This is a genomic window from Pseudarthrobacter quantipunctorum, from assembly GCF_045291495.1.
Classification (GTDB): domain Bacteria; phylum Actinomycetota; class Actinomycetes; order Actinomycetales; family Micrococcaceae; genus Arthrobacter; species Arthrobacter quantipunctorum.
Map to the genome: position 1 here is coordinate 527,013 of NZ_CP148033.1, position 20,657 is coordinate 547,669.

The 20,657-nt window shown below is 66.0% G+C and carries 15 protein-coding genes; 10 read left to right on the plus strand and 5 right to left on the minus strand.

Annotated features, from left to right (window positions below):
- Positions 1-62 precede the first annotated feature (62 nt).
- Entirely contained in the window at positions 63-1,247 is a 1,185-nt protein-coding gene (locus WHH00_RS02425) for an IS30 family transposase (RefSeq protein ID WP_374152828.1), read from the plus strand.
- A 133-nt stretch (positions 1,248-1,380) separates the two neighbouring features.
- Here the strand turns inward: WHH00_RS02425 and WHH00_RS02430 are convergent, their stop codons facing one another.
- Complete coding sequence (locus tag WHH00_RS02430) at positions 1,381-2,892, minus strand: nucleobase:cation symporter-2 family protein (RefSeq protein WP_406636208.1); 1,512 nt, start codon at positions 2,890-2,892, stop codon at positions 1,381-1,383.
- Positions 2,893-3,072: 180 nt separating this feature from the next.
- Positions 3,073-3,981 carry a factor-independent urate hydroxylase gene (gene pucL, locus WHH00_RS02435; protein ID WP_406636210.1) on the minus strand — a complete coding sequence of 303 codons (909 nt, stop codon included), beginning with the start codon at positions 3,979-3,981 and terminating at the stop codon, positions 3,073-3,075.
- A gap of 361 nt (positions 3,982-4,342) precedes the next feature.
- On the opposite strand from pucL, the gene WHH00_RS02440 reads away from it, so the two are divergent.
- Complete coding sequence (locus WHH00_RS02440) at positions 4,343-4,531, plus strand: hypothetical protein (RefSeq protein WP_400515059.1); 189 nt, start codon at positions 4,343-4,345, stop codon at positions 4,529-4,531.
- A gap of 7 nt (positions 4,532-4,538) precedes the next feature.
- On the opposite strand, the gene WHH00_RS02445 is transcribed toward WHH00_RS02440, so the two are convergent.
- Positions 4,539-5,906 (minus strand): 8-oxoguanine deaminase, encoded by a 1,368-nt coding sequence (locus WHH00_RS02445; RefSeq protein WP_406636214.1) that lies wholly within the window; start codon positions 5,904-5,906, stop codon positions 4,539-4,541.
- A 411-nt stretch (positions 5,907-6,317) separates the two neighbouring features.
- On the opposite strand from WHH00_RS02445, the gene WHH00_RS02450 reads away from it, so the two are divergent.
- The 7 genes from WHH00_RS02450 (at position 6,318) to WHH00_RS02480 (ending at position 15,288) form a co-directional block, all read left to right on the plus strand.
- Positions 6,318-6,812 carry a nucleoside deaminase gene (locus WHH00_RS02450; RefSeq protein WP_406636216.1) on the plus strand — a complete coding sequence of 165 codons (495 nt, stop codon included), beginning with the start codon at positions 6,318-6,320 and terminating at the stop codon, positions 6,810-6,812.
- 9 nt (positions 6,813-6,821) lie between these two features.
- Entirely contained in the window at positions 6,822-8,342 is a 1,521-nt protein-coding gene (locus WHH00_RS02455; RefSeq protein WP_406636218.1) for an NCS2 family permease, read from the plus strand.
- Between the two features lie 138 nt (positions 8,343-8,480).
- Positions 8,481-9,740: an XdhC family protein gene (locus WHH00_RS02460; RefSeq protein WP_406636220.1), complete on the plus strand. Its 1,260-nt coding sequence runs from the start codon at positions 8,481-8,483 to the stop codon at positions 9,738-9,740.
- Positions 9,731-10,669, plus strand: a complete 939-nt coding sequence (locus tag WHH00_RS02465; protein WP_406636222.1) for an FAD binding domain-containing protein — start codon at positions 9,731-9,733, stop codon at positions 10,667-10,669. Before WHH00_RS02460 ends, WHH00_RS02465 begins: the two co-directional genes overlap by 10 nt.
- Positions 10,670-10,671: 2 nt before the next feature.
- The gene (locus tag WHH00_RS02470) at positions 10,672-13,503 is read left to right on the plus strand and encodes a molybdopterin-dependent oxidoreductase (protein WP_406636224.1); all 2,832 of its coding nucleotides are present in this window, start codon (positions 10,672-10,674) and stop codon (positions 13,501-13,503) included.
- A 72-nt stretch (positions 13,504-13,575) separates the two neighbouring features.
- Positions 13,576-14,556 (plus strand): aldo/keto reductase, encoded by a 981-nt coding sequence (locus WHH00_RS02475; RefSeq protein WP_406636226.1) that lies wholly within the window; start codon positions 13,576-13,578, stop codon positions 14,554-14,556.
- A gap of 75 nt (positions 14,557-14,631) precedes the next feature.
- Positions 14,632-15,288, plus strand: a complete 657-nt coding sequence (locus WHH00_RS02480) for a uracil-DNA glycosylase (RefSeq protein WP_406636228.1) — start codon at positions 14,632-14,634, stop codon at positions 15,286-15,288.
- Here WHH00_RS02480 and nboR read toward each other — a convergent pair.
- Positions 15,285-15,914 carry a nicotine blue oxidoreductase gene (gene nboR / locus WHH00_RS02485; RefSeq protein ID WP_406636230.1) on the minus strand — a complete coding sequence of 210 codons (630 nt, stop codon included), beginning with the start codon at positions 15,912-15,914 and terminating at the stop codon, positions 15,285-15,287. The genes WHH00_RS02480 and nboR overlap by 4 nt on opposite strands.
- Positions 15,915-16,003: 89 nt before the next feature.
- Complete coding sequence (gene aceE, locus WHH00_RS02490) at positions 16,004-18,769, minus strand: pyruvate dehydrogenase (acetyl-transferring), homodimeric type (protein ID WP_406636232.1); 2,766 nt, start codon at positions 18,767-18,769, stop codon at positions 16,004-16,006.
- Between the two features lie 312 nt (positions 18,770-19,081).
- Between aceE and WHH00_RS02495 the strand changes: the two genes are divergently transcribed.
- Positions 19,082-20,650 (plus strand): NCS1 family nucleobase:cation symporter-1, encoded by a 1,569-nt coding sequence (locus tag WHH00_RS02495; protein ID WP_406636234.1) that lies wholly within the window; start codon positions 19,082-19,084, stop codon positions 20,648-20,650.
- The last annotated feature ends 7 nt before the right edge of the window (positions 20,651-20,657 follow it).

Consider the following 20,657-nt stretch of genomic DNA (forward strand, 5'->3'; position numbering starts at 1 on the left):
GCCGACTTAAACACCGGCAGATTCATATGGTGGTTGCAACGCTCTGATTGATGGAGCGTTTGATGCCGAAGTTGTTTCCTGTCCATGTTCGTGATGATTTTCTTGATTTGGTGTGCTCCGGCGCGTCCGTCAGTGAGGCTGCACGGCGTGTCGGAGCCTCGCGCGGGACCGGGAAGAAGTGGTGGGCCGAGTCTGGTCAGATGACGCTGAGCATCTCGGCCCATGGCGGCCTGGCAGATCCTGCCCCGTCCGTGGAGGTCTCCTGCGGGCGGGCACTGAGCGAAGCCGAGAGGGGGATGATTCAGATGGGCCGGCAAGCCGGGATGAGCTACGCGAAGATCGGTGCGGCCATCGGACGGGACAAGTCCGTCATCTGGCGGGAGGTCAACCGCAACTGTGACGCCGAGGGCAGGTACAACGCTAAAGTCGCGCACACCAGAGCCCATCAGGCACGCCGCCGGCCCAAGCCCTTCAAGCTCATCGAGGACGAGGATTTGTGCCGGCTGATCGCGGTGTGGATGGACGATGGGTGGAGCCCTAAGCTGATCTCGTCGATGCTGGCGTTTTACTTTGCCGGTGACCAGACTATGCAGGTGAGCCACGAGACGATCTACCAGGCCCTATACGTCCAAACCCGCGGAAGCCTGCGGAAAGACCTGGCCGAAAACCTCAGCCTGAAACGTAAACAACGCATCCCCCACACCGCCGACCGGCTCAAGAGCAGCCCCTACAAGGAGGCGTTCAAGATCAGCGAACGCCCCGCCGAGGTCCAGGACCGGGCAGTCCCCGGGCACTGGGAAGGTGACTTGATCATCGGTTCTGACGGGACCGCGATCGGCACTCTCGTGGAGCGCTCAACCCGGTTCACGATCCTGCTGCACCTGCCCGGGGACCACACCGCCGAAACCGTCGCCGCCGCGATGATCCGGGAAATGGCGAACCTCCCGGAGCACCTGCGCCGCTCGATCACCTGGGACCGCGGCACAGAACTCGCCGGCTACGCGAAGATCCAGACCGCGCTGGAAACCACGCTCTATTTCTGCGACCCGCACTCGCCCTGGCAGCGCGGCACCAATGAAAACACCAACCGGCTCCTGCGGTTCTGGTTCGAAAAAGGCTCCGACCTCTCGGCCCATACCCCTGAGGACCTCAACCGCATCGCGGCAAAGCTCAACCGCCGCCCCCGACCGACCCTCAACCTCGACACCCCAGCCAACCGGCTAAACCAGCTGCTGCAAGCGGCCTAACCACCCCGCGTTGCTCCCACCACTTGACATTGCCACCCGTTTGCCCTGCGTATCTGGACAAAAACTCTCAGCTGAGTACGACGGCGGCCCCCTCCTTCCCGGAGCGGGCCGCCGTCGTCGTTTGGCGGCGTTGCTAGTGCTCGGACGCCTTGTCGGACGACTGGACCGGGACTTCCTTGCCGTCGCAGTCGATGAGTTTGCCGTTTTCAAAGCGGTCCCCGTGCTCGAGGCACTTCAGGTCTTCTTCCCTGATGACCCGCCCCGTGCCCGCCACGAACACCGACTGGTTCTCCGAGTTGCCGGCCTTGAGGTGGTTGAACAGCAGGTTCAGCAGGATGGCCATAACGGCCGCTGAGCTGATCCCGGAGTGGAAGATGGTGCTGAACCAGGACGGGAACTGGTCATAGAAGGTGGGAGCGGCGATGGGGATCATGCCGAAGCCGATGGACGCCGCCACGATGATCAGGTTCATGTTGTTCTTGTATTCCACCTTGGCCAGCGTCCGGATGCCGCTGGCGGCCACCGTGCCGAACAGGACAATTCCTGCACCGCCCAGAACCGCGGTGGGGACGGCTGCAACAACGCGGCCCATGACGGGCAGCAGGCCGAGAATGACCAGGATTACGCCGCCCGCGGCCACAACGTAACGGCTCTTGATCTTGGTGACTGCCACCAGGCCAACGTTCTGTGCGAACGCGCTCTGGGTGAACGAGCCGAAGATCGGGGCGACCAGGCTGGATCCCATGTCCGCGCGGAGTCCGGCCGCGATCCGCTTGGAATCGACCTTGGTCCCTACGATTTCGCCAACTGCCAGAATGTCCGCCATTGTCTCGGTGAGGATGACCAGTACCACAATCACCATGGAGATGATGGCGGCGATTTCGAAGGTGGGGGCGCCGAGGTGGAAGGGAGTTGGGAAGGCTGCGATGGGTCCCTGGCCCACCTTGGAGAAGTCCGCCATGCCGGTAACGACGGCGATGATGGTGCCGCCCACCATGGCGAGGAGGATGGAGAGGCGGGAAATGGTGGCGCTGCCCACCTTGCTCAGGAGCAGGACGAGGACCAGGGTCACGGCAGCGAGACCGATGTTGGCCATGCTGCCGTAGTTCTCTGCGGTGCGGTTGCCGCCCATGGCCCAGTTAGCCGCAACGGGCATGAGCGTCAGGCCGATGGTGGTGATGACCGTGCCGGTCACCACCGGCGGGAAGAACCGCACGATCTTGGAGAAGACCGGAGCGATCAGCAGGCCGATGGCCGCCGATACGATGACCGCGCCAAACACGGCCGGCAATCCGCCGCCGCCGCTGACGATGGCCACCATGGTGGCCACGCTGGCGAAGGAAACACCCTGCACCAGGGGAAGCTGGGAGCCGAAGAACGGTACGCCGATGGTCTGCAGCAGCGTGGCCAGCCCGCCCATGAAGAGGGCGGCTGCAATCAGGATGCCGATATCGGCCGGGGAGAGGCCGGCAGCCTGGCCCACAATCAGCGGGACCGCGATGATGCCGCCGTACATGGTGAGGACGTGCTGGAAGCCGTAGGCAAAGCTGCTCCCGATGGAAAGGCGTTCGTCCTCCGGCCGGTTTGAGGCGAGGCGCTTGCCCTGCTTTTTGGCGTCGGCTTTGAGGGTGTTCTTGATGTTCATGGCAGACTTTCTGGTTCATGGCAGACGTCATCGTCTGGCTAACGTTGTCTGGCTAACGGTGGTGCTGAAAGACGTTCGGTGCGGTCCGGAGTTTTTGTCCACGTATGCGGACTAAGTGTGCTCGGAAGTCGTCTTATCTGGACAAAAACTCCGGACCGGATGGTGTTTGGTAGTGGAGGTTTAGCAGAAGCCGGCGATGCCGGACCAGGCGATGGCCGCCGGGGTGGCGTCCTCGCGCTGGACGGTGGCCTCGATCAGGCCGTAGGGACGGTCCGCGGCGAAGAAGACCTCGTTGGGGTTGTCGAGGCCGAAGGGGGAGAGGTCCACGAGGAAGTGGTGCTTGTTGGGCATCGAGAACTTGATCTCGTCGATCTCGCTGTGGGCTTCGAGCACCTTGGTGCCCATGTCGAAGAGGGTCTGCTGGAGGGCGTGGGAGTACTTCTCCGTGAAGCCTTCGAGCAGGAGTCCCTTGACGTCGTCGTAATTCTTGTTGAAGTCCAGGGCGCTGAAGTCCGTTCCGGTCTTGAAGCGCCAGCGGGCCGAGACGTCGGTGGCCAGGATGCGGTCCGTGGTTTCGGGAAGGGTTGTGTACTTGTCCTTCGGGTAGCCCACGAAGCCGGACTGGGTGGACTTGAGGACGGTCAGGTCCTTGAGCCCGGAGATAAGGTGCGTGGTGGCGCCGTCGCGGACCAGGACCGCCGTGCGGACCTCCTGGCCGTTGCGCACGAAGGAATGGTCGTGTTCTGCACCGTGGGCCTGGATGCGGTTCCAGCTGTAGGACTCGGCTTCCCAGCGTCCGCCGGTCACCCAGTCGAAGCTGGAGGTGAAGTGCTCGCCGAGGCGCAGGAGGAACGCTTCGGGTGAACCTACGCCATCGCGGGCGAAGGCGTAGACGGTGTTCTTCTGGGTGTCCGTGGCCACCACATGGGCGTTGTCGCCCTCGAGGTGGGCCGCCGCGAAGTCTCCCCGCAGTTGCGAGGTGACGTTCAGGTCTTCGATCTCGTGGCGGTCGCTGTCACGGGTGATCTTGACTACCCGGACCTCGGCCTTTCCGTACTGGTTCTCGCCAAGGATGATGTTGCTGCTCATGGTCTGTTCCCAACTTCCGGTAAGTGGAACCTAGGTTCCATCACTGAAATTAAGCGCGCATTTCAAGCGCGTTTCCGGTGGAGCCGACCCAACAAAAAAGAGCCGGCATCCATTGATGCCAGCTCATTACGACCCTGCCTGCTGCTCCCAGGTTACGTGACATGCGCCACGAGTTGACATCCAGCGTACCTCTGGAAACCGGTGGTGTACATCACAGGATGAAAATTCTCTTTGTGACTGCTGGCCCGGAGAACTGTTGACCTGCGGAACAGTGCACCCGTACTGTATTCCGTATAGCAAAACTTTATTTCCGCTAAGCGGAAGTACTTCCCGTACAAAAACTACCTCGGAGGAGGATCAGATGTACCAGCAGGACACAACGCCGGTTGCACCGGCACAGGCGGCGGCGCAGGCCGTTCCGGAGTTCTACCTTCCCCTCGGAGGCGGCACGGACCCCGATTTCAATCTTCCGGCCGACCGCGAGCATGTGCAGGGCAGGTTCTCCCGCTGGATCCACGCACTGCCAAGCTTCGGCCGCAGGCAGCCTTAGGGCACTGCTACCCGTTCACCAGGCGGCGGGCTGCGGCTGAGTGCTCGGCGATCAGGCCGGCGATGTCGAGCCCCGGGATCATGCCGTCCACCACGCGCCACCGGCCGCCCACCATCACCCGGTCAGCACGGTCGGCGGCGCACAGCAGCAGCGCGGCGACGGGATCGTGGCTGCCGGAGAAGCGCAGGCCGTCCAGTCGGAAGAGGGCCAGGTCTGCCTGCATCCCTGGTGCCAGCTGTCCCAGCCCTGCGCGGCCCAGCACAGCCGCCGATCCGCGGGTTGCCCAGCCGAGCGCGCGCTCCACGGGAACATCCGCCCCGTACCGCAGCCGCTGAAGATACAGTGCCTGCCGTGCCTCCAGGATCATGTTCGACGCGTCGTTCGACGCCGACCCGTCCACTCCCAGCCCCACCGGCACTCCCGCCTCCTCCAGTTCCAGGACCCGCGCGGTCCCGGAGGCCAGGCGCATGTTGGAGGTGGGGCAGTGGGCGACGGCGGTGCCCGCGGCTCCCAGCCGGCTGATCTCGGCGTCGCTGAAGTGGATGCCGTGGCCGAGCCAGGTGCGGTCCGTCAGCCAGCCCACGCTGTCCAGGTAGTCCACGGGGCGCAGCCCGAACATTTCCCGGCAGAACTCCTCCTCATCCCGTGTCTCCGCCAGGTGCGTATGGAGGCGCACGTCCAGGCGCTCCGCAAGGGCTGCGCTCTCGGCCATGATCTCCTTCGTCACCGAAAAGGGGGAGCACGGGGCGAGCGCTATCTGGATCACGGCATCGCCTCCACGCTCGTGGTACTGCCGCACCAGCCGCTCACTGTCTGCCAGCACCACTTCCGGTGCCTGCACGGTTGACTGGGGCGGCAGGCCGCCGTCGTCCGTTCCGAGGGTCATGGACCCGCGCGTCAGCGTGGCGCGCATTCCCAGCCGGCGGACCGCTGCCACTTCGATGTCGATGGCGTCCTCCAGGCCGGCTGGAAAGAGGTAGTGGTGGTCCGCGGCGGTGGTGCAGCCCGAAAGCAGAAGCTCGGCCAGCGCCACGGTCGATGCCAGCTCGAGGTCCCGCGGCGTCAGCCGGGCCCACACCGGATACAGGTTCTGCAGCCACGGGAACAGCGGGGCATTCGCTGCGGGACCCCACGCCCGGGTGAGGGTCTGGTAGAAGTGGTGGTGCGTGTTGATGAGGCCCGGGAGCAGCACATGGCTGCCGGCATCGAAGGTTTCCTGGCATGGTTCCGAGGGGTTTTGCCCGGCCGCCAGGACCTCGGCAATGACTCCGCCGCTGACCACCAGCCCGCCGGAGGCGTCTAGCCCGTTGGCGGTAAAGGCGGCCTGCGGGTTCCTGATCCACAGGCGGGCGGCTGGTGCCTTGGGATGCGCCATGGTTGTCCTTCCCTGAGCGTGGCGGTGGTCTTTCCAGCTCAGTGAGGCCCTGTCTGCTGATCCAGGTGGCAGCTGCTGCAGGGCCAGATTCAAACCTGGAGCAGCGCGGCTGGGACTCAGGCTAGGGCTGTTGCCGCGGCTGCGTCAACGCCTGGCAGAATGTGACCGGCGGGGTGAGCGGCCAGAAACATAGATTTCACATTGCGAAATTAAGTTTCCAGAAAACTATGGCGCCGGCCACAATCCGGTGCTAACCTCGATCTTGCCAAAGGCGGGCACCCGGTCACCGGGAAGCTATCTACCAGGCGCAACTTAACCTTCACAGCACATGCTGAAGCCTGGTAACCGTCGCACCTGGTTCTACTGGTCCTGCAAGCGGCATCAGGCTTCCCGGCAAAAGGAAGTCGCATCATGAGTACCACCGTCACGGCCGAACAGTTTCTGGCCAGATCCATCAAATTGGCCACGGCCAACGTCCTCAACAGCGGCGGACCCTTCAGGGCCATGATCGTCACGGCCAGCGGCCAAACGTTCGACGGCGTCAACCGCGTCACCGCGGACAACGATCCCACCGCGCACGCCGAGGTCACCGCCATCCGCACGGCCTGCCGCGAACTCGGCACGTTCGACCTCACCGGCGCCACCCTCTACACCAGCTGCGAGCCGTGCCCCATGTGCCTGGCCTCCGCGCTGTGGGCAAGGGTTGAGCGCGTTGTGTACGCCGCGGACAGGCATGATGCCGCCTCCGTCGGATTTGACGACGCCGTCTTCTACGAATACTTCGAGAACCAGGACAGGAACTCCCTGATGCCGGTCTCGAAACTGGAGCTGGACGATCCGCAGGCACCCGCCCCGCTGGAGCCGTTCACCACCTGGAACACGCTCGAGTCCAGGATCGACTACTAGGCGGCTGGGATGACCATCCTGGATAATTCCCACGACGAGCATTCGGCTCCAAGCACCCGCACCCCAAAGCCCGCAACGCGCACCCCCAGGCCGCCGGCCCCGGACTCCTTCCTTGACCGGTTCTTCCAGATCACCCAGCGCGGCTCCACGCTTGCCCGGGAGTTCCGCGGCGGCCTGGTCACCTTTTTCACCATGGCGTACATCGTCATCCTCAACCCCCTGATCCTCGGCGGCTTCAGCGCTGACAACGCCCCCACCGACGTCGCCGGGGGCTGGCTCTCCGCTGCGCAGGTGGGCGCCGTCACCGGCCTGACCGCCGGCGTCATGACCATCCTCTTCGGCCTCGTGGCAAACCTGCCGTTCGGCCTGGCCGCCGGTCTCGGCATCAACTCGTTCCTTGCCGTCTCAGTGATCCAGGAGGTCACCTGGGCAGAAGCCATGGGGCTGGTGGTGATCAACGGTTTCCTGATCGTCCTGTTCGGCATCACCGGCGCCCGCACCGCCATCTTCCGGGCTGTGCCCAAGGAACTGAAAGCCGCCATCACGGTGGGAATCGGCCTGTTCATCGCCTTCATCGGCTTCGTGGACTCCGGGTTCGTTAAAGCAACGGCGGGCGGTCCGCCCGTCCAGCTGGGCAACGGCGGCTCCATCACCTCAGTCCCCACGCTGGTGTTCATCATCGGCCTGCTGGCCATGGGCATCCTGGTGGCCCGAAAGGTCCAGGGCGGCCTGCTGATCGGCATCGTCGCCACCACGGTCCTCGCGGCCATTGTGGAGGCTGTCCTGAAAATCGGTCCGGCCAGCGCCACCAACCCCGGCGGCTGGCACCTGAACACCCCCGTGCTCTCCGGCCAGCTGGTGTCCGCCCCGGACCTGGGCCTGGTGGGCCAGTTCGACCTGTTCGGGGCCTTCGGCCGGATCGGGGCACTGGCTGCCACCATGCTGGTGTTCACGTTGGTGTTCACCAACTTCTTCGACGCCATGGGCACCATGACCGGCCTGGCCAAGAGCGCCGGCGTCGCCCATAAGGACGGCACGTTTCCCCGGCTGAAGTCCGCTTTCATCGTGGAAGGCTTCGGTGCCGTGGCCGGCGGTGCAACGTCCGGTTCCTCCAACACGGTATATATCGACTCCGCCGCCGGCATCGGCGAAGGTGCCCGCACGGGCCTGGCGTCCGTGGTCACGGGCGTGCTGTTCCTGGGCTCGATGTTCCTTACCCCGCTCACCAGCGTGGTTCCGCTGGAGGTTGCCGCCGCTGCCCTGGTGGTGGTTGGCGCAATGATGATGGCGCAGATCCGCGAGATCAAATTCACCAGGTTCGCCGTGGCCCTGCCGGCATTCCTCACCATCGTGACCATGCCGCTGAGCTACTCGATCGCCAACGGCATCGGCGTGGGCTTCATCAGCTGGGCCATCATCGGTGCGGCGTCCGGGAAAGCGAAGAAGGTCCATCCGCTGATGTGGGTGGTCAGCGCCGGATTCCTGGTGTACTTCGCCCGCGGACCCATCAACCTGCTGCTCGGCGCCTGACCGATCCGCGTCCGGACATCCGCCGCCCGGGGCGCGGATGTCCGGAACGGCAGCGCCTTTAGAACCACATGCTTTCCGAACCAGCCCGCAGCAACGACAATATGGACACCACCGCAGCGCGGAAGAAGGAGTGCCGCCATGCTTGACCTGATCCCTTCACTGGGCACCTGGGCACCGGCCCTGGCCGGACAGCCCTTCGCAGTGGCCACCATCGTGCGCGCCAGCGGTTCCGTCCCCCGGCCGGTGGGCACCTCCATGCTGGTATCCGGGGACGGCGCGGTCCTGGGCAGCCTCTCCGGAGGCTGCGTGGAAGGCGCCGTGGTGGCGGCCGCCCTGGAGTCAATGGACGACGGCGCCACGCGCCTTGAGACGTTCGGCTTCAGCGCGGACGACGCCTTCGCAGCCGGGCTCACCTGCGGCGGAGAGCTGGAGGTCCACATCGAGCCTGCCAACATGAACCGCGGATGCGCCCTGGGAGCGGCTGTCCGGCAGCTGGCCGAGTACGGGCCGGACGAACCCGTGGCGCTGGTCCGCCGGCTGGACGGCCGCGCTGATGGCGGCGGCAGCGGCGCCGTCGTTCTTCCGGACCCTGGTGCCGTCTCCCTGGACGGACACCGTGGCCTGGCCAGGCTGCTCGAGGGCCGCGACGGTACCGGTAGAAGTGAAAGCACTGGCAACAGCGGACGCGCCGTGCGGTCAAACGCCGCGCTGCTCGAGTCATTTCTCCGCTCCGGCACAACCGGTGTCCTGGACCTTGGCGGAGCGGGGCTGTGCACCAGTGAAGCCGCCGTCCTGGTGGAAACCCGGCTCGCGCCGCCGCGACTGCTGGTCTTCGGCGCCAACGACTTCAGCGCTGCCCTGCTGCCTGCCGCCAAACCGCTGGGCTACCTGGTCACCCTGGTGGACGCGCGCCCGGCCTTTGCCTCACAGGCCCGGTTTGCGGCAGCGGACCAGGTGGTCACGGCCTGGCCGCACCAGTACCTTGCAGCGGAAGCGGCCGCGGGGCGGGTGGATTCCCGCACCGTGGTCTGCGTCCTGACTCATGACCCCAAGTTCGACATCCCGTTGCTGGAAGCCGCGCTGGCGCTGGACGTCGCCTTCATCGGAGCGCTCGGCTCACGCCGCAGCCACGCCCAGCGTGTGGGCGCCCTCCTGGACCGGGGGATACTCCCCGGACGGATCGCCCAGCTCCATTCACCGCTCGGCCTGGACCTCGGGGCAGCAAGCCCGGCGGAAGTGGCGGTTTCCGTCCTCGCAGAAGTCATCGCCGCCAGGAACCCTGCAGCCACCCACCAGCCGCTGAGGGAAACCTCCGGCCCCATCCACCAGCCGGCCGCATCATCGGCCAGCCCGCCGGCACCCACCAACGATTTGCAGCAGGAGATCGCATGGACATGAACACCATCGAGGCGGTAGTGCCCACCACCGACCCCGCACAGTGGCGGGACGGTGACGCCTGGCTGGCCGGCGGCACCGTGCTGTTCTCCTACGGCAGCCTGGCGTTCGGGCCGCAGCCGCTCAAGCGCCTGCTCGACCTCGGGAGCTCAGGCTGGACCCCCGTAACCGTCACTGACGCCGGAATCGAACTCGCCGCCACCTGCACCATCGCCGAGCTGTACAAGCTTCCCGGTTCAACAGAGCTTCCCGCTTCAACGCAGGCAACAGGCCGCGCCTGGCCGGCACTGGACCTAATCCGGCCCTGCTGCGATTCCTTCGTGGCCTCCTTCAAGGTATGGAACATGTCCACGGTGGGCGGCAATCTGTGCACCTCCCTGCCCGCCGGTCCGGTCATTTCGCTCTGCGCGGGCCTGGACGGAACGGCTACAGTGATCGCACCCGGCGGGACCAGCCGCAGCGTGGCGGTTGCAGACTTCGTCACCGGCGACGCCCGGAACTGCCTGGCACCCGGCGAGCTTCTCCGCAGCATCTTCCTCCCGGCGTCGGCCCTTGCGTCCAGGGTGGCCTTCCGCCGCCTGTCCCTCAGCAACCTGGGCAGGTCCGGGGTCCTGCTGATCGGAAGGCTCGACGACGGACACCGCCTGGTGCTCACTGTCACCGCTGCCACCAAGCGGCCCGTGCAGCTGCGCTTTGACGCCCTGCCGGACACCGACGCCCTGGCCCGGGCCCTCGACGAGGCGATCCCCGGCGACCTGTACCACAACGACATCCACGGACTGCCGGCCTGGCGCCGGGACATGACCTACCGCCTCGCGGAAGAGATCCGCGCGGAACTCGCCGCGCCGGAGGGGGCACCCGGACTCCGGGTATCGGGCGATTTCTGGCCGCCGGACTCCCGCGGGCCTGAAGCACAGCAGGAAGGGGCCTGAGCATGGCCATCGAGATCAACGGAAACGCGGCGGACGCCGCACCCCGCCCGGGACAGTGCCTGCGGACCTTCCTGCGCGAGCAGGGAAACTTCGGCGTGAAGAAGGGGTGCGACGGCGGTGACTGCGGCGCCTGCACCGTCCACGTGGACGGAACCCCGGTGCACAGCTGCATCTACCCGGCGGTCCGCGCGGAGGGGCACGCGGTCACCACCATCGAGGGGCTGGCGGCAACCGCCGGCGGGGCTGCGGACCTGCATCCGGTGCAGCAGCAGTTCATGGAGCGGCAGGGTTTCCAGTGCGGTTTCTGCACCGCGGGCATGGTGATGACCGCCGCCGCCTTCGACGACGGGCAGACAGAGAACCTGCCCCGGAACCTCAAGGGAAACCTGTGCCGCTGCACCGGCTACCGTGCCATCTCCGACGCCGTCTGCGGCCACGCCGGGCACCCGGATCCCCAAGGCCCGGGCTCCGGCATCGCAGGGGCAGGCCAGCCGGACCCCGAACCCGGACGGCTGGGCGACGACGTCCCGGCCCCCGCCAGCCGTGCGGTGGTCACGGGCACCGCCCGCTACACCCTTGACGTTCCCGCTGACCAGCTGCAGGGCCTGCTGCACCTGAAGCTCCTGCGCTCGCCGCACGCCCACGCAAAGGTGCTGGCCATCGATACCGCGGCTGCCCTGAAGGTGCCAGGAGTGGTGGCGGTCTTCACCCACCGGGACGCACCGGAGCAGCTGTTCTCCACCGCCCAGCATGAACTCTTCACGGATGACCCGGACGATACCCGGGTGCTGGATGACGTAGTGCGGTTCCGGGGCCAGCGCGTGGCCGCGGTGGTGGCTGAGACAGTGGCCGCCGCCGAGGCCGGGGTGCGGGCCCTGGAGGTGCAGTATGAGGAACGTCAGGCCGTCTTCTCGCCGCAGGAGGCGCTGCTGCCCGGCGCGCCGCTGGTGCACGGGGACAAGGACGGAACGGTGTCCCGCATTTCGCGGCCCGGGCAGAACGTGGTGGCCGAGCTCCATTCCGAACTCGGGAGCGTAGCCGAGGGTTTCGCCGCGGCGGACTTCATCCATGAACAGACCTACCGCACCCAGCGCGTCCAGCACGTGGCCCTGGAAACACATGCGGCCATCGCCTCGGTGGACGGCGAAGCGCGCCTGCAGGTCCGGACCTCCAGCCAGGTTCCGTTCCTGGTCCGGCGCACGCTGTGCCGGGTCTTCGGGCTGCCGGAGGAGCAGGTGCACGTGGTGGCTGGCCGGGTTGGCGGCGGCTTCGGCGGCAAGCAGGAGGTCCTGACCGAGGACATCGTGGCGCTCGCGGCCCTGAAACTGGGGCGCCCCGTCCAGCTGGAGCTGACCCGCACGGAACAGTTCACCGCCACCACCACCCGCCATCCTTTCACCATCAAGCTCAAGGCCGGCGCCAGCGTGGACGGCAGGCTGACTGCCCTGGAACTGGATGTCCTGACCAACACCGGCGCGTACGGCAACCACGGGCCCGGCGTGATGTTCCACGGCTGCGGGGAGTCCCTGGCGGTTTACAAGTGCGGGAATAAAAAAGTGGATGCCCACGCGATGTACACCAACACCGTCCCGGCCGGTGCGTTCCGCGGGTACGGGCTGAGCCAGATGATTTTCGCCATTGAGTCCGCCATGGACGAGCTCGCGGCCGGCATCGGCATGGACCCCTTTGAGTTCCGCCGCCGGAACATGGTTCGCGAAGGCGACCTGATGCTTTCCACCCAGCCGGATCCCGAGGAGGACGTCCACTACGGAAGCTACGGCCTGGACCAGTGCCTGAGCCTGGTCCGCGATGCCCTGGCCCGCGGCCGGGAGCGCTACCGCGCCGCCGGCCTGGACGAGCTGGGCCCGGAGTGGCTGACCGGAGAGGGTACGGCCCTGTCCATGATCGACACCGTGCCCCCGCGCGGGCATTTTGCCCACTCCCGGCTCCGGCTCCTGCCGGACGGAACGTACCAGGCCGACGTCGGCACCGCGGAGTTCGGCAACGGCACCACCACCGTCCACGCCCAGATGGCTGCCACAGCACTGTCCACGGAGGCCGCAAAGGTTGTGGTGCGGCAGTCCGATACCGACCTGGTGGAGCACGATACCGGCGCCTTCGGGTCCGCCGGAACGGTGGTGGCCGGGAAGGCCACGCTCGCCGCGGCGGAGGAACTCGCCGTCCGCATCCGCGCCTTCGCCGCAGGCATCCGCCAGACCCAGGCCTCCGCGTGCATCCTTGCCGGGGACGCCGTGGTGATTGACGGTACCCCCGTGGCACTGGCTGAACTGGCCCAGGAGGCTGCGGAAGCCGGCGTCGAACTCGCGGCAGAGGGGCGCTGGGGCGGGACGCCGCGGTCCGTGGCATTCAACGTGCACGGCTTCAGGGTGGCGGTGAACCGCGGCACGGGAGAGCTGAAGATCCTGCAGAGCGTGCAGGCAGCGGACGCGGGCGTGGTGGTGAACCCGCGCCAGTGCCGCGGCCAGATCGAGGGCGGCATTGCCCAGGCGATCGGTGCCGCACTGTATGAGGAGGTGGTGGTGGACGACGCCGGCCGGGTCACCACGGACATCCTGCGGCAGTACCACATCCCCACCTTTGCGGACGTGCCGCGCAGCGAGGTGTACTTCGCGGACACCAACGACAAACTTGGGCCCCTCGGTGCCAAGTCCATGAGCGAGAGCCCCTTCAACCCGGTGGCTCCGGCGCTCGCGAACGCCATCCGCAACGCCACCGGAGTGCGGTTCGCCTCGCTGCCCATTGCCCGGGACAAGGTTTACCTGGGACTGAGGGAAGCGGGGCTGGTTCCCAACCTGCAGCGCTCGGCCACGTGAAGGATCCGGCGCGGCGGCCGCAGCGACCCGTAAAATTCCGGCCTCCCGCGGGGCACCCCATATAGTCGAGGGATGGAACAGCGGATTTTAGGCAAGACCGGACGTAACGTCTCCGTCGTGGGACTCGGCACCTGGCAGTTTGGCGCGGACTGGGGCAACGTTGACCCGGCACAGGCCCAGGCCATCCTGGCGGCGTCCGCTGAGGCCGGCGTGAACTTCTTCGACACTGCGGACGTGTACGGTGACGGCAAGAGCGAGCAAGCCATCGGGAAGTTCCTCGCGGACAACCCCGCCCTGGACATCACGGTTGCCACCAAGATGGGCCGGCGCGTGGACCAGCAGCCGGAGAACTACACCCTGGCCAACTTCCGCCAGTGGGTGGACCGGTCCCGGAAGAACCTGGGCACCGACACCCTGGACCTGGTCCAGCTGCACTGCCCGCCCACCCCGGTGTACAGCAACTCCGAGGTGTACGACGCCCTGGACACCCTGGTTTCCGAGGGCGCCATCCGCAACTACGGCGTCAGCGTGGAGCGCACGGACGAGGCACTGGAAGCGATCCGCCATTCGGGCACGGCTTCCGTCCAGATCATCCTCAACGCATTCCGGCTCAAGCCCCTCGACGAAGTCCTTCCCGCTGCGAAGGCAGCCAATGTGGGCATCATTGCCCGCGTGCCGCTCGCTTCCGGCCTGCTGTCCGGCAAGTACTCGAAGGAAACCACCTTCGCGGAGAACGACCACCGGAACTACAACCGCAACGGTGATTCGTTCGACGTCGGCGAGACTTTCTCCGGCGTGGATTACGAACTCGGGCTGAAGGCCGTGGCCGAGTTCGAGCAGCTTGTTCCTTCCGGTGCCACCACGGCCCAGGCGGCTATCGCCTGGATCGCGGCCCAGGACGGCGTCACTACGGTAATTCCCGGCGCACGCAACGTGGACCAGGCAACGGCCAACGCAGCGGCTGCGTCCGTGCAGGTCGGCGAAGAGTTCGACGCCGGCGTCCGCTGGATCTATGACCACTACTTCCGCGAAGCCATCCACCCGCGCTGGTAACCCCGTTCGCCGCCTGCCCCCTGCCTCGCTCCGCTCGCCCCGGGGACCCCGGGCGGCTCTCTTACGCCTGGGAGTATGCCGGTGACTGACTCCGTCAACGCGTTTGTGGAGCGGCTCGCGGCAGTGCCCACGGTGCCGGACCGCACCAACTTCCTTGACCACAGCCACCCTGGGAATGCCGTGCGCCGGCGCAACCTGGAGCTTTACCTCTCCGAGATGCTGGACCGCTCGCCGAAAGTGTTGCTGCTGGGCGAGGCCCCTGGCTTCAGGGGCATGCGGATCACCGGCGTGCCTTTCACCAACCGCACTATGTTCCAGGGACCGGCCAACAGTTTTGGACTGTTCGGGCCGGGCAAAGGCTACGCCCTGCCTGTCGGGGCGGAGGGAGTGGCTGCCGAGCCGACGGCAACGGTGATGTGGGAGGTCCTGGCGGAACTGGACTTCCTGCCCCTGCTGTGGAGTGCCTGCCCATGGCATACCCATGTGCCCGGAAAACCGCAGTCCAACCGGACGCCAAGGATCACCGAAGCAAGGCTGGGCACACCGTTTTGGCAGTCGTTGGTTGAACTTTTCCGCATTGAGGCAGTGGTGGCCGTAGGAAACATCGCGCACCGCAGCTTGGTGTCCAGCGGCGTGGACGCGCCCAAGGTCCGGCATCCCTCCCACGGCGGACGCTCGGGCTTCAAGCGCGGGCTGGAGGAGTTGCTCCTCGCCGGGAGCATCACCACCTAGTCCAGCAGGTGAAGGTGCTCCGGCGCGTCAACGTCAAGGCCGCTGGACAGATCGCTGCAATCCACCTCATCCACCAGGTCCGGGTGGGCCCGCAGGAAGGCGCGCGCCCCGGCATCGCCCGTCACTGTATCCGCCACGGCCTGGCGCAGGGCGGCGTCGATCACCAGCGGGTGGCCGCGCCGGAGCCCGCCGCCTCCACCCTCGTTCGCGGCAGCACCGCCGTCGTACGCGGCCGCGGTCACCCGGCCCGGACGGTGGGCAGCAAGCAGCCTTCGAACCGTTGCGGCAGTCACGCCGGGCTGGTCCACGAGCGCGACCATCAGGTGGTCCCCCGCATCAGCGGTAGCGTTGCCGAGCAGGAGCGAGCTGCCCATTCCCGACCTCCAGTCCGGGTTCACCACGGTGCGGCAGCGGTCCAGCCCGGCGGCAGCCTGAACGTCCACGGCACCCGCGCCGAGCACCACCACAACCTCGCGGCAGCCGCCGTCGAGCAGTGCTGCGGCTACTGATTCAACCAGGGGCCGGCCACGGTAGGGGAGCAGCGCCTTGGGCCCCCGTCCCAGCCTGGTGCCGCCGCCAGCCGCGAGGACGACCCCCGTGGTGCCGGCCGCATCAGTGTTCCGCATAGCTGCACCTTATTAGAGTTTTTGTCCAGATATGCAGGGTTGCGAGGCCCGGAAGTCTGCATATCTGGACAAAAACTGGGCGGGTGGGGTCAGGCGTCGCCGCCGGCCGCGCCGGTGGTTCCGGCGGTGACGTCCAGGAGCTTGTACCGGTCCACGGCGTACGACGGCGCCCCCTCCTCAACGTCGCCCCTCGCCGCTAGCATTTGCAGCGCTTTCACCACGATGGAGTGGGTGTCGTTCTTGAAGAAGCGGCGGGCTGCTGCGCGGGTGTCGGAGAAGCCGAAGCCGTCGGCGCCGAGGGTGGCGAATTCGTTGGGGACGAACTGGCGGATCTGGTCCGGGACGGCTTTCATGTAGTCGGACACGGCGACGATGGGGCCGGTGGCTCCTTCGAGCTGCTGGGTGACGAAGGGGATGCGGGCGGGTTCGCCGGGGTTGAGGAAGGCTTCCTCCTCGGCGGCGAGGCCGTCGCGGCGCAGTTCGTTCCATGAGGTCACGGACCAGACGTCGGCGGAAACGGACCAGTCCTCGGCGAGGATCCGCTGGGCCTCGAGGGCCCAGGGAACGGACACGCCGGAGGCCAGGATCTGGGACTTAGGGCCTGCAGCTTCGGACGCCGATACCCGGTAAATGCCCCTCAGCACACCGTTGACGTCGAGGTTCTCAGGTTCGGCGGGCTGGGTGATGGGCTCGTTGTAGACCGTGAGGTAGTACATCAGGTTTTTATCGGATGCAGCTCCGGTTCCTTGGCCGCTTGCGGCCTCTCCGTACATGCGCTCGAGGCCGTCGCGGATGATGTGCCCCATTTCGTACCCGTAGGCGGGGTCGTAGGTGATCACGGCGGGGTTGGTGGAGGCCAGCAGGGGGGAGTGGCCGTCGGCGTGCTGGAGTCCTTCGCCGGTGAGGGTGGTCCGTCCTGCGGTGGCGCCGATGATGAACCCGCGGGTCATCTGGTCCGCGGCTGCCCAGAAGGCGTCGCCGGTGCGCTGGAAGCCGAACATGGAGTAGAAGACGTAGACCGGGACCAGGGGTACGCCGTGGGTGGCGTAGGCGGTGCCGGCGGCGGTGAACGCTGCCACGGCGCCGGCTTCGTTGATGCCGGGGTGGATCAGCTGGCCCTGGGCGGATTCCTTGTAGGCCAGGACGAGGTCGCGGTCCACCGAGAGGTAGTTCTGGCCGCCCGGGTTGTAGATCTTCGCTGTGGGGAAGAAGGCGTCCATGCCGAAGGTCCGGGATTCGTCCGGCACGATGGGCACAATCCGGTGTCCGAACTTCTTGTCGCGGATAAGATCCTTCAGGAGCCGGACAAAAGCCATGGTGGTGGCGGCCTGCTGTTTGCCCGAACCGCGTTTGGCGACCTCATAGGATTTCGCCTCCGGCAGTTCAACAGCCTGATGGTGTGAACGCCGCTCCGGTGTGAAGCCGCCAAGCTCGCGCCGGCGGTCCAGCAGGTAAGCGATTTCGGGTGCGTCCGCTCCCGGATGGAAATAGGGCGGCCGGTAGGGATCCTCTTCAAGGCGGGCGTCGGAAATAGGAATGCGGAGATAATCCCTGAATTCCTTCAGATCCTGGAGCGTGAGTTTTTTCATCTGGTGGGTCGCGTTGCGGCCCTCGAAGTGGGGTCCGAGGCCGTAGCCCTTGACGGTTTTGGCGAGGATGACGGTGGGTTTGCCCTTGAATTCGGTCGCTGCCTTGTACGCGGCATAGACCTTGCGGTAGTCGTGGCCGCCGCGTTTGAGGTTCCAGATCTGGTCATCGCTCAGGTCCGCGACGAGGTCCTTGGTGGCCGGGTCCTTCCCGAAGAAGTGCTCGCGGACGAACCCGCCGGATTCGGCCTTGTAGGTCTGGTAGTCCCCGTCGGGGGTTTCGTTCATGATCTTCACCAGCGACCCGTCGGTGTCGCGGGCGAGCAGGTCATCCCATTCCCGGCCCCAGACGACCTTGATCACGTTCCAGCCCGCGCCGCGGAAGAACGCTTCGAGTTCCTGCATGATCTTGCCGTTGCCGCGGACCGGGCCGTCCAGGCGCTGGAGGTTGCAGTTGATGACGAAGTTCAGGTTGTCCAGGTTCTCGTTCGCGGCGAGCTGGAGCAGGCCGCGGGATTCGGGCTCGTCCATTTCCCCGTCGCCCAGGAACGCCCAGACCTGCTGGTCGGAGGTGTCTTTCAGGCCGCGGTTGTGCAGGTACCGGTTGGACTGGGCCTGGTAGATCGCGTTCATCGGCCCGATGCCCATGGACACGGTGGGGAATTCCCAGAAGTGCGGCATCAGCCGCGGGTGCGGGTAGGAGGAGAGCGCGTGGCCTTCCTTGGACTTTTCCTGCCGGAACCCGTCCAGGTCCTCTTCCGAAAGGCGGCCTTCCATGAACGCGCGGGCGTACATGCCGGGGGAGGCGTGGCCCTGGAAGAAGACCTGGTCCCCGCCGCCGGGGTGGTCCTTGCCGCGGAAGAAGTGGTTGAACCCGACCTCGTACAGGGTCGCGGCGCCGGCGTAGGTGGAGATATGCCCGCCCACACCGATGTTCGCCCGCTGCGCACGGTGGACCATCACCGCGGCGTTCCACCGCATGTACGCCCGGTAGCGGCGCTCGTACTCCTCGTTCCCGGGGAACTCGGCTTCCTGGTCCACCGGGATCGTGTTCACGTAATCGGTGGTGGTCACCATCGGCACCCCGACGCTCTGCGCACCCGCACGCTGCAGCAGGCTCCGCATGATGAATTGGGCACGCTCAGTGCCCTGTTCCCTGATCAACGAATCCAGGGACTCAACCCACTCGGCAGTCTCTTCCGGATCACGATCAGGCAGCTGGTTAGTCAACCCGCTGAGGATATGGGAGGTATCTTCTCCTGCAGCCACGTCAGCCTCTTTTCGTCTTTGAATGCTGGGCTCATGTTTTCGTATTGTGAGAAAACATTATTGCTATACGAGATTAGCGAGGAGGCGGAAGTGCGGTCAACACAAGTGGCGGCCCGCGGCGCCAGCGTAGGCCCACTGACGCTTGTGAGCCGATTGTGACTGGCGGCATCCCTGCGGCTCCTTGACCGCAGGTGATGCACGTCATACTCTTATTCCACTAAGCAATATCTACTTTTCGCAATGTGGAATAACAGAACCGGTCCCGTGGACCTGCGCTCACCACTGCGAATCCTTCAAGAACCGGAGATCCCCATGCAGACCCCTCCACCGGTCGGCGTCGAAAAGGCTCCTGACCTGACAGCGCCGTCAGACTCTTCCGCCCACCCCGCCACAGGCGTCGAAGCCCTTTGTGAATCAGCCAGCGCAGCATCAGGCCAGGCCATCAGCCCCACCCTCTACAACGTCGATCTTGCCCCCACCAAACGCGCCGGCCGGAGCTGGTCCGGCTACAGCATCTTCACCCTCTGGGCCAACGATGTCCACAGCCTCGGCAACTACGCCTTCGCCATCGGACTGTTCGCCCTAGGGCTCGGCGGCTGGCAGATCCTGCTTGCCCTTGGCATCGGAGCTGCCTTGCTCTTCGGCCTCCTGAATCTCTCCGGATTCATGGGCGTCAAGACCGGTGTTCCCTTCCCCGTGATGAGCAGGATCAGCTTCGGCATCCGCGGCGCCCAGATCGCCAGCCTCCTCCGCGGCGCGGTCGCCGTCGCATGGTTCGGCATCCAGACCTACCTCGCGTCCGTCGTCTTCCGCGTGATGCTCGTGGCCATGTTCCCGGGCCTCGGAGAACTGGACAAGGACTCCATCCTGGGCCTGTCCACTCTTGGGTGGATCGCCTTCGTCATCCTCTGGATTGTCCAGCTGGTCATCGTGAGCTTCGGCATGGAGATGATCCGCAAGTACGAGGCCTTTGCCGGCCCCATCATCCTGGTCACCATGGCCGCCATCGCCGTCTGGATCTTCATGGAAGCGGGCGGCGCCATTGCCTGGTCCTCGGACAACGCCCTCGAAGGGCCCCAGATGTGGCTCACGATCTTCGCCGGCGGCGCCCTCTGGGTCTCCATCTACGGCACGTTCGTCCTGAACTTCTGCGACTTCACCCGCTCCGCCGTCTCCAAGAAGGCCGTGGTCCGCGGTAACTTCTGGGGCATCCCCATCAACATGCTCGTCTTCGGCGCGATCGTCGTGGTGATGGCCGGCGGACAGTTCAAAATCAACGGAACCATCATCGAGAGCCCCTCGGACATCGTCCAGACCATCCCCAACACGCTTTTCCTGGTCCTGGCCTGCCTGGCGCTGCTGATCCTGACCATCGCCGTCAACCTCATGGCCAACTTTGTTGCCCCGGTCTATGCCCTCACCAACCTTTTCCCCAAACACCTGGACTTCCGCAAGGCTGCCTTCGTCAGCGCGGTCATCGGCCTGGTCATCCTGCCCTGGAACCTCTACAACAACCCGCTGGTCATCGTGTACTTCCTCGGCGGCCTCGGCGCCCTGCTCGGCCCCCTGTTCGGCGTCGTCATGGCTGATTACTGGCTGATCCGCCGCGGCAAGGTCAACGTCCCCGAGCTGTACACCGCATCGCCGGAAGGTGCCTACTACTACAAGAACGGCGTCAACCCCAGGGCCATCATCGCCATGGTGCCGGCTGCGGTCCTGGCGCTCCTCATCGCCTTCGTCCCGGCGCTGGCGGCAGCAGCACCGTTCGCCTGGTTCTTCGCGGCCGGCATCGCAGCCGCTGTGTACTTCTTTATTGCGGACCGCTCGCAGCGGCTCGAAGACCGTGACGGCGAGGCCATCGCCGTCGCCAGCAAGCACTAAGGAGCCC

Excerpts from the sequence above, each read along its gene's own strand:
- WHH00_RS02430 (WP_406636208.1), bottom strand. The coding sequence starts at position 2,892 with ATGAACATCAAGAACACCCTCAAAGCCGACGCCAAAAAGCAGGGCAAG.
- nboR (WP_406636230.1), bottom strand. The coding sequence starts at position 15,914 with ATGCGGAACACTGATGCGGCCGGCACCACGGGGGTCGTCCTCGCGGCT.
- pucL (WP_406636210.1), bottom strand. The coding sequence starts at position 3,981 with ATGAGCAGCAACATCATCCTTGGCGAGAACCAGTACGGAAAGGCCGAG.
- WHH00_RS02470 (WP_406636224.1), top strand. The coding sequence starts at position 10,672 with ATGGCCATCGAGATCAACGGAAACGCGGCGGACGCCGCACCCCGCCCG.
- WHH00_RS02440 (WP_400515059.1), top strand. The coding sequence starts at position 4,343 with ATGTACCAGCAGGACACAACGCCGGTTGCACCGGCACAGGCGGCGGCG.
- WHH00_RS02425 (WP_374152828.1), top strand. The coding sequence starts at position 63 with ATGCCGAAGTTGTTTCCTGTCCATGTTCGTGATGATTTTCTTGATTTG.
- WHH00_RS02460 (WP_406636220.1), top strand. The coding sequence starts at position 8,481 with ATGCTTGACCTGATCCCTTCACTGGGCACCTGGGCACCGGCCCTGGCC.
- WHH00_RS02465 (WP_406636222.1), top strand. The coding sequence starts at position 9,731 with ATGGACATGAACACCATCGAGGCGGTAGTGCCCACCACCGACCCCGCA.
- WHH00_RS02495 (WP_406636234.1), top strand. The coding sequence starts at position 19,082 with ATGCAGACCCCTCCACCGGTCGGCGTCGAAAAGGCTCCTGACCTGACA.
- WHH00_RS02480 (WP_406636228.1), top strand. The coding sequence starts at position 14,632 with ATGCCGGTGACTGACTCCGTCAACGCGTTTGTGGAGCGGCTCGCGGCA.
- WHH00_RS02475 (WP_406636226.1), top strand. The coding sequence starts at position 13,576 with ATGGAACAGCGGATTTTAGGCAAGACCGGACGTAACGTCTCCGTCGTG.
- WHH00_RS02455 (WP_406636218.1), top strand. The coding sequence starts at position 6,822 with ATGACCATCCTGGATAATTCCCACGACGAGCATTCGGCTCCAAGCACC.
- WHH00_RS02445 (WP_406636214.1), bottom strand. The coding sequence starts at position 5,906 with ATGGCGCATCCCAAGGCACCAGCCGCCCGCCTGTGGATCAGGAACCCG.
- WHH00_RS02450 (WP_406636216.1), top strand. The coding sequence starts at position 6,318 with ATGAGTACCACCGTCACGGCCGAACAGTTTCTGGCCAGATCCATCAAA.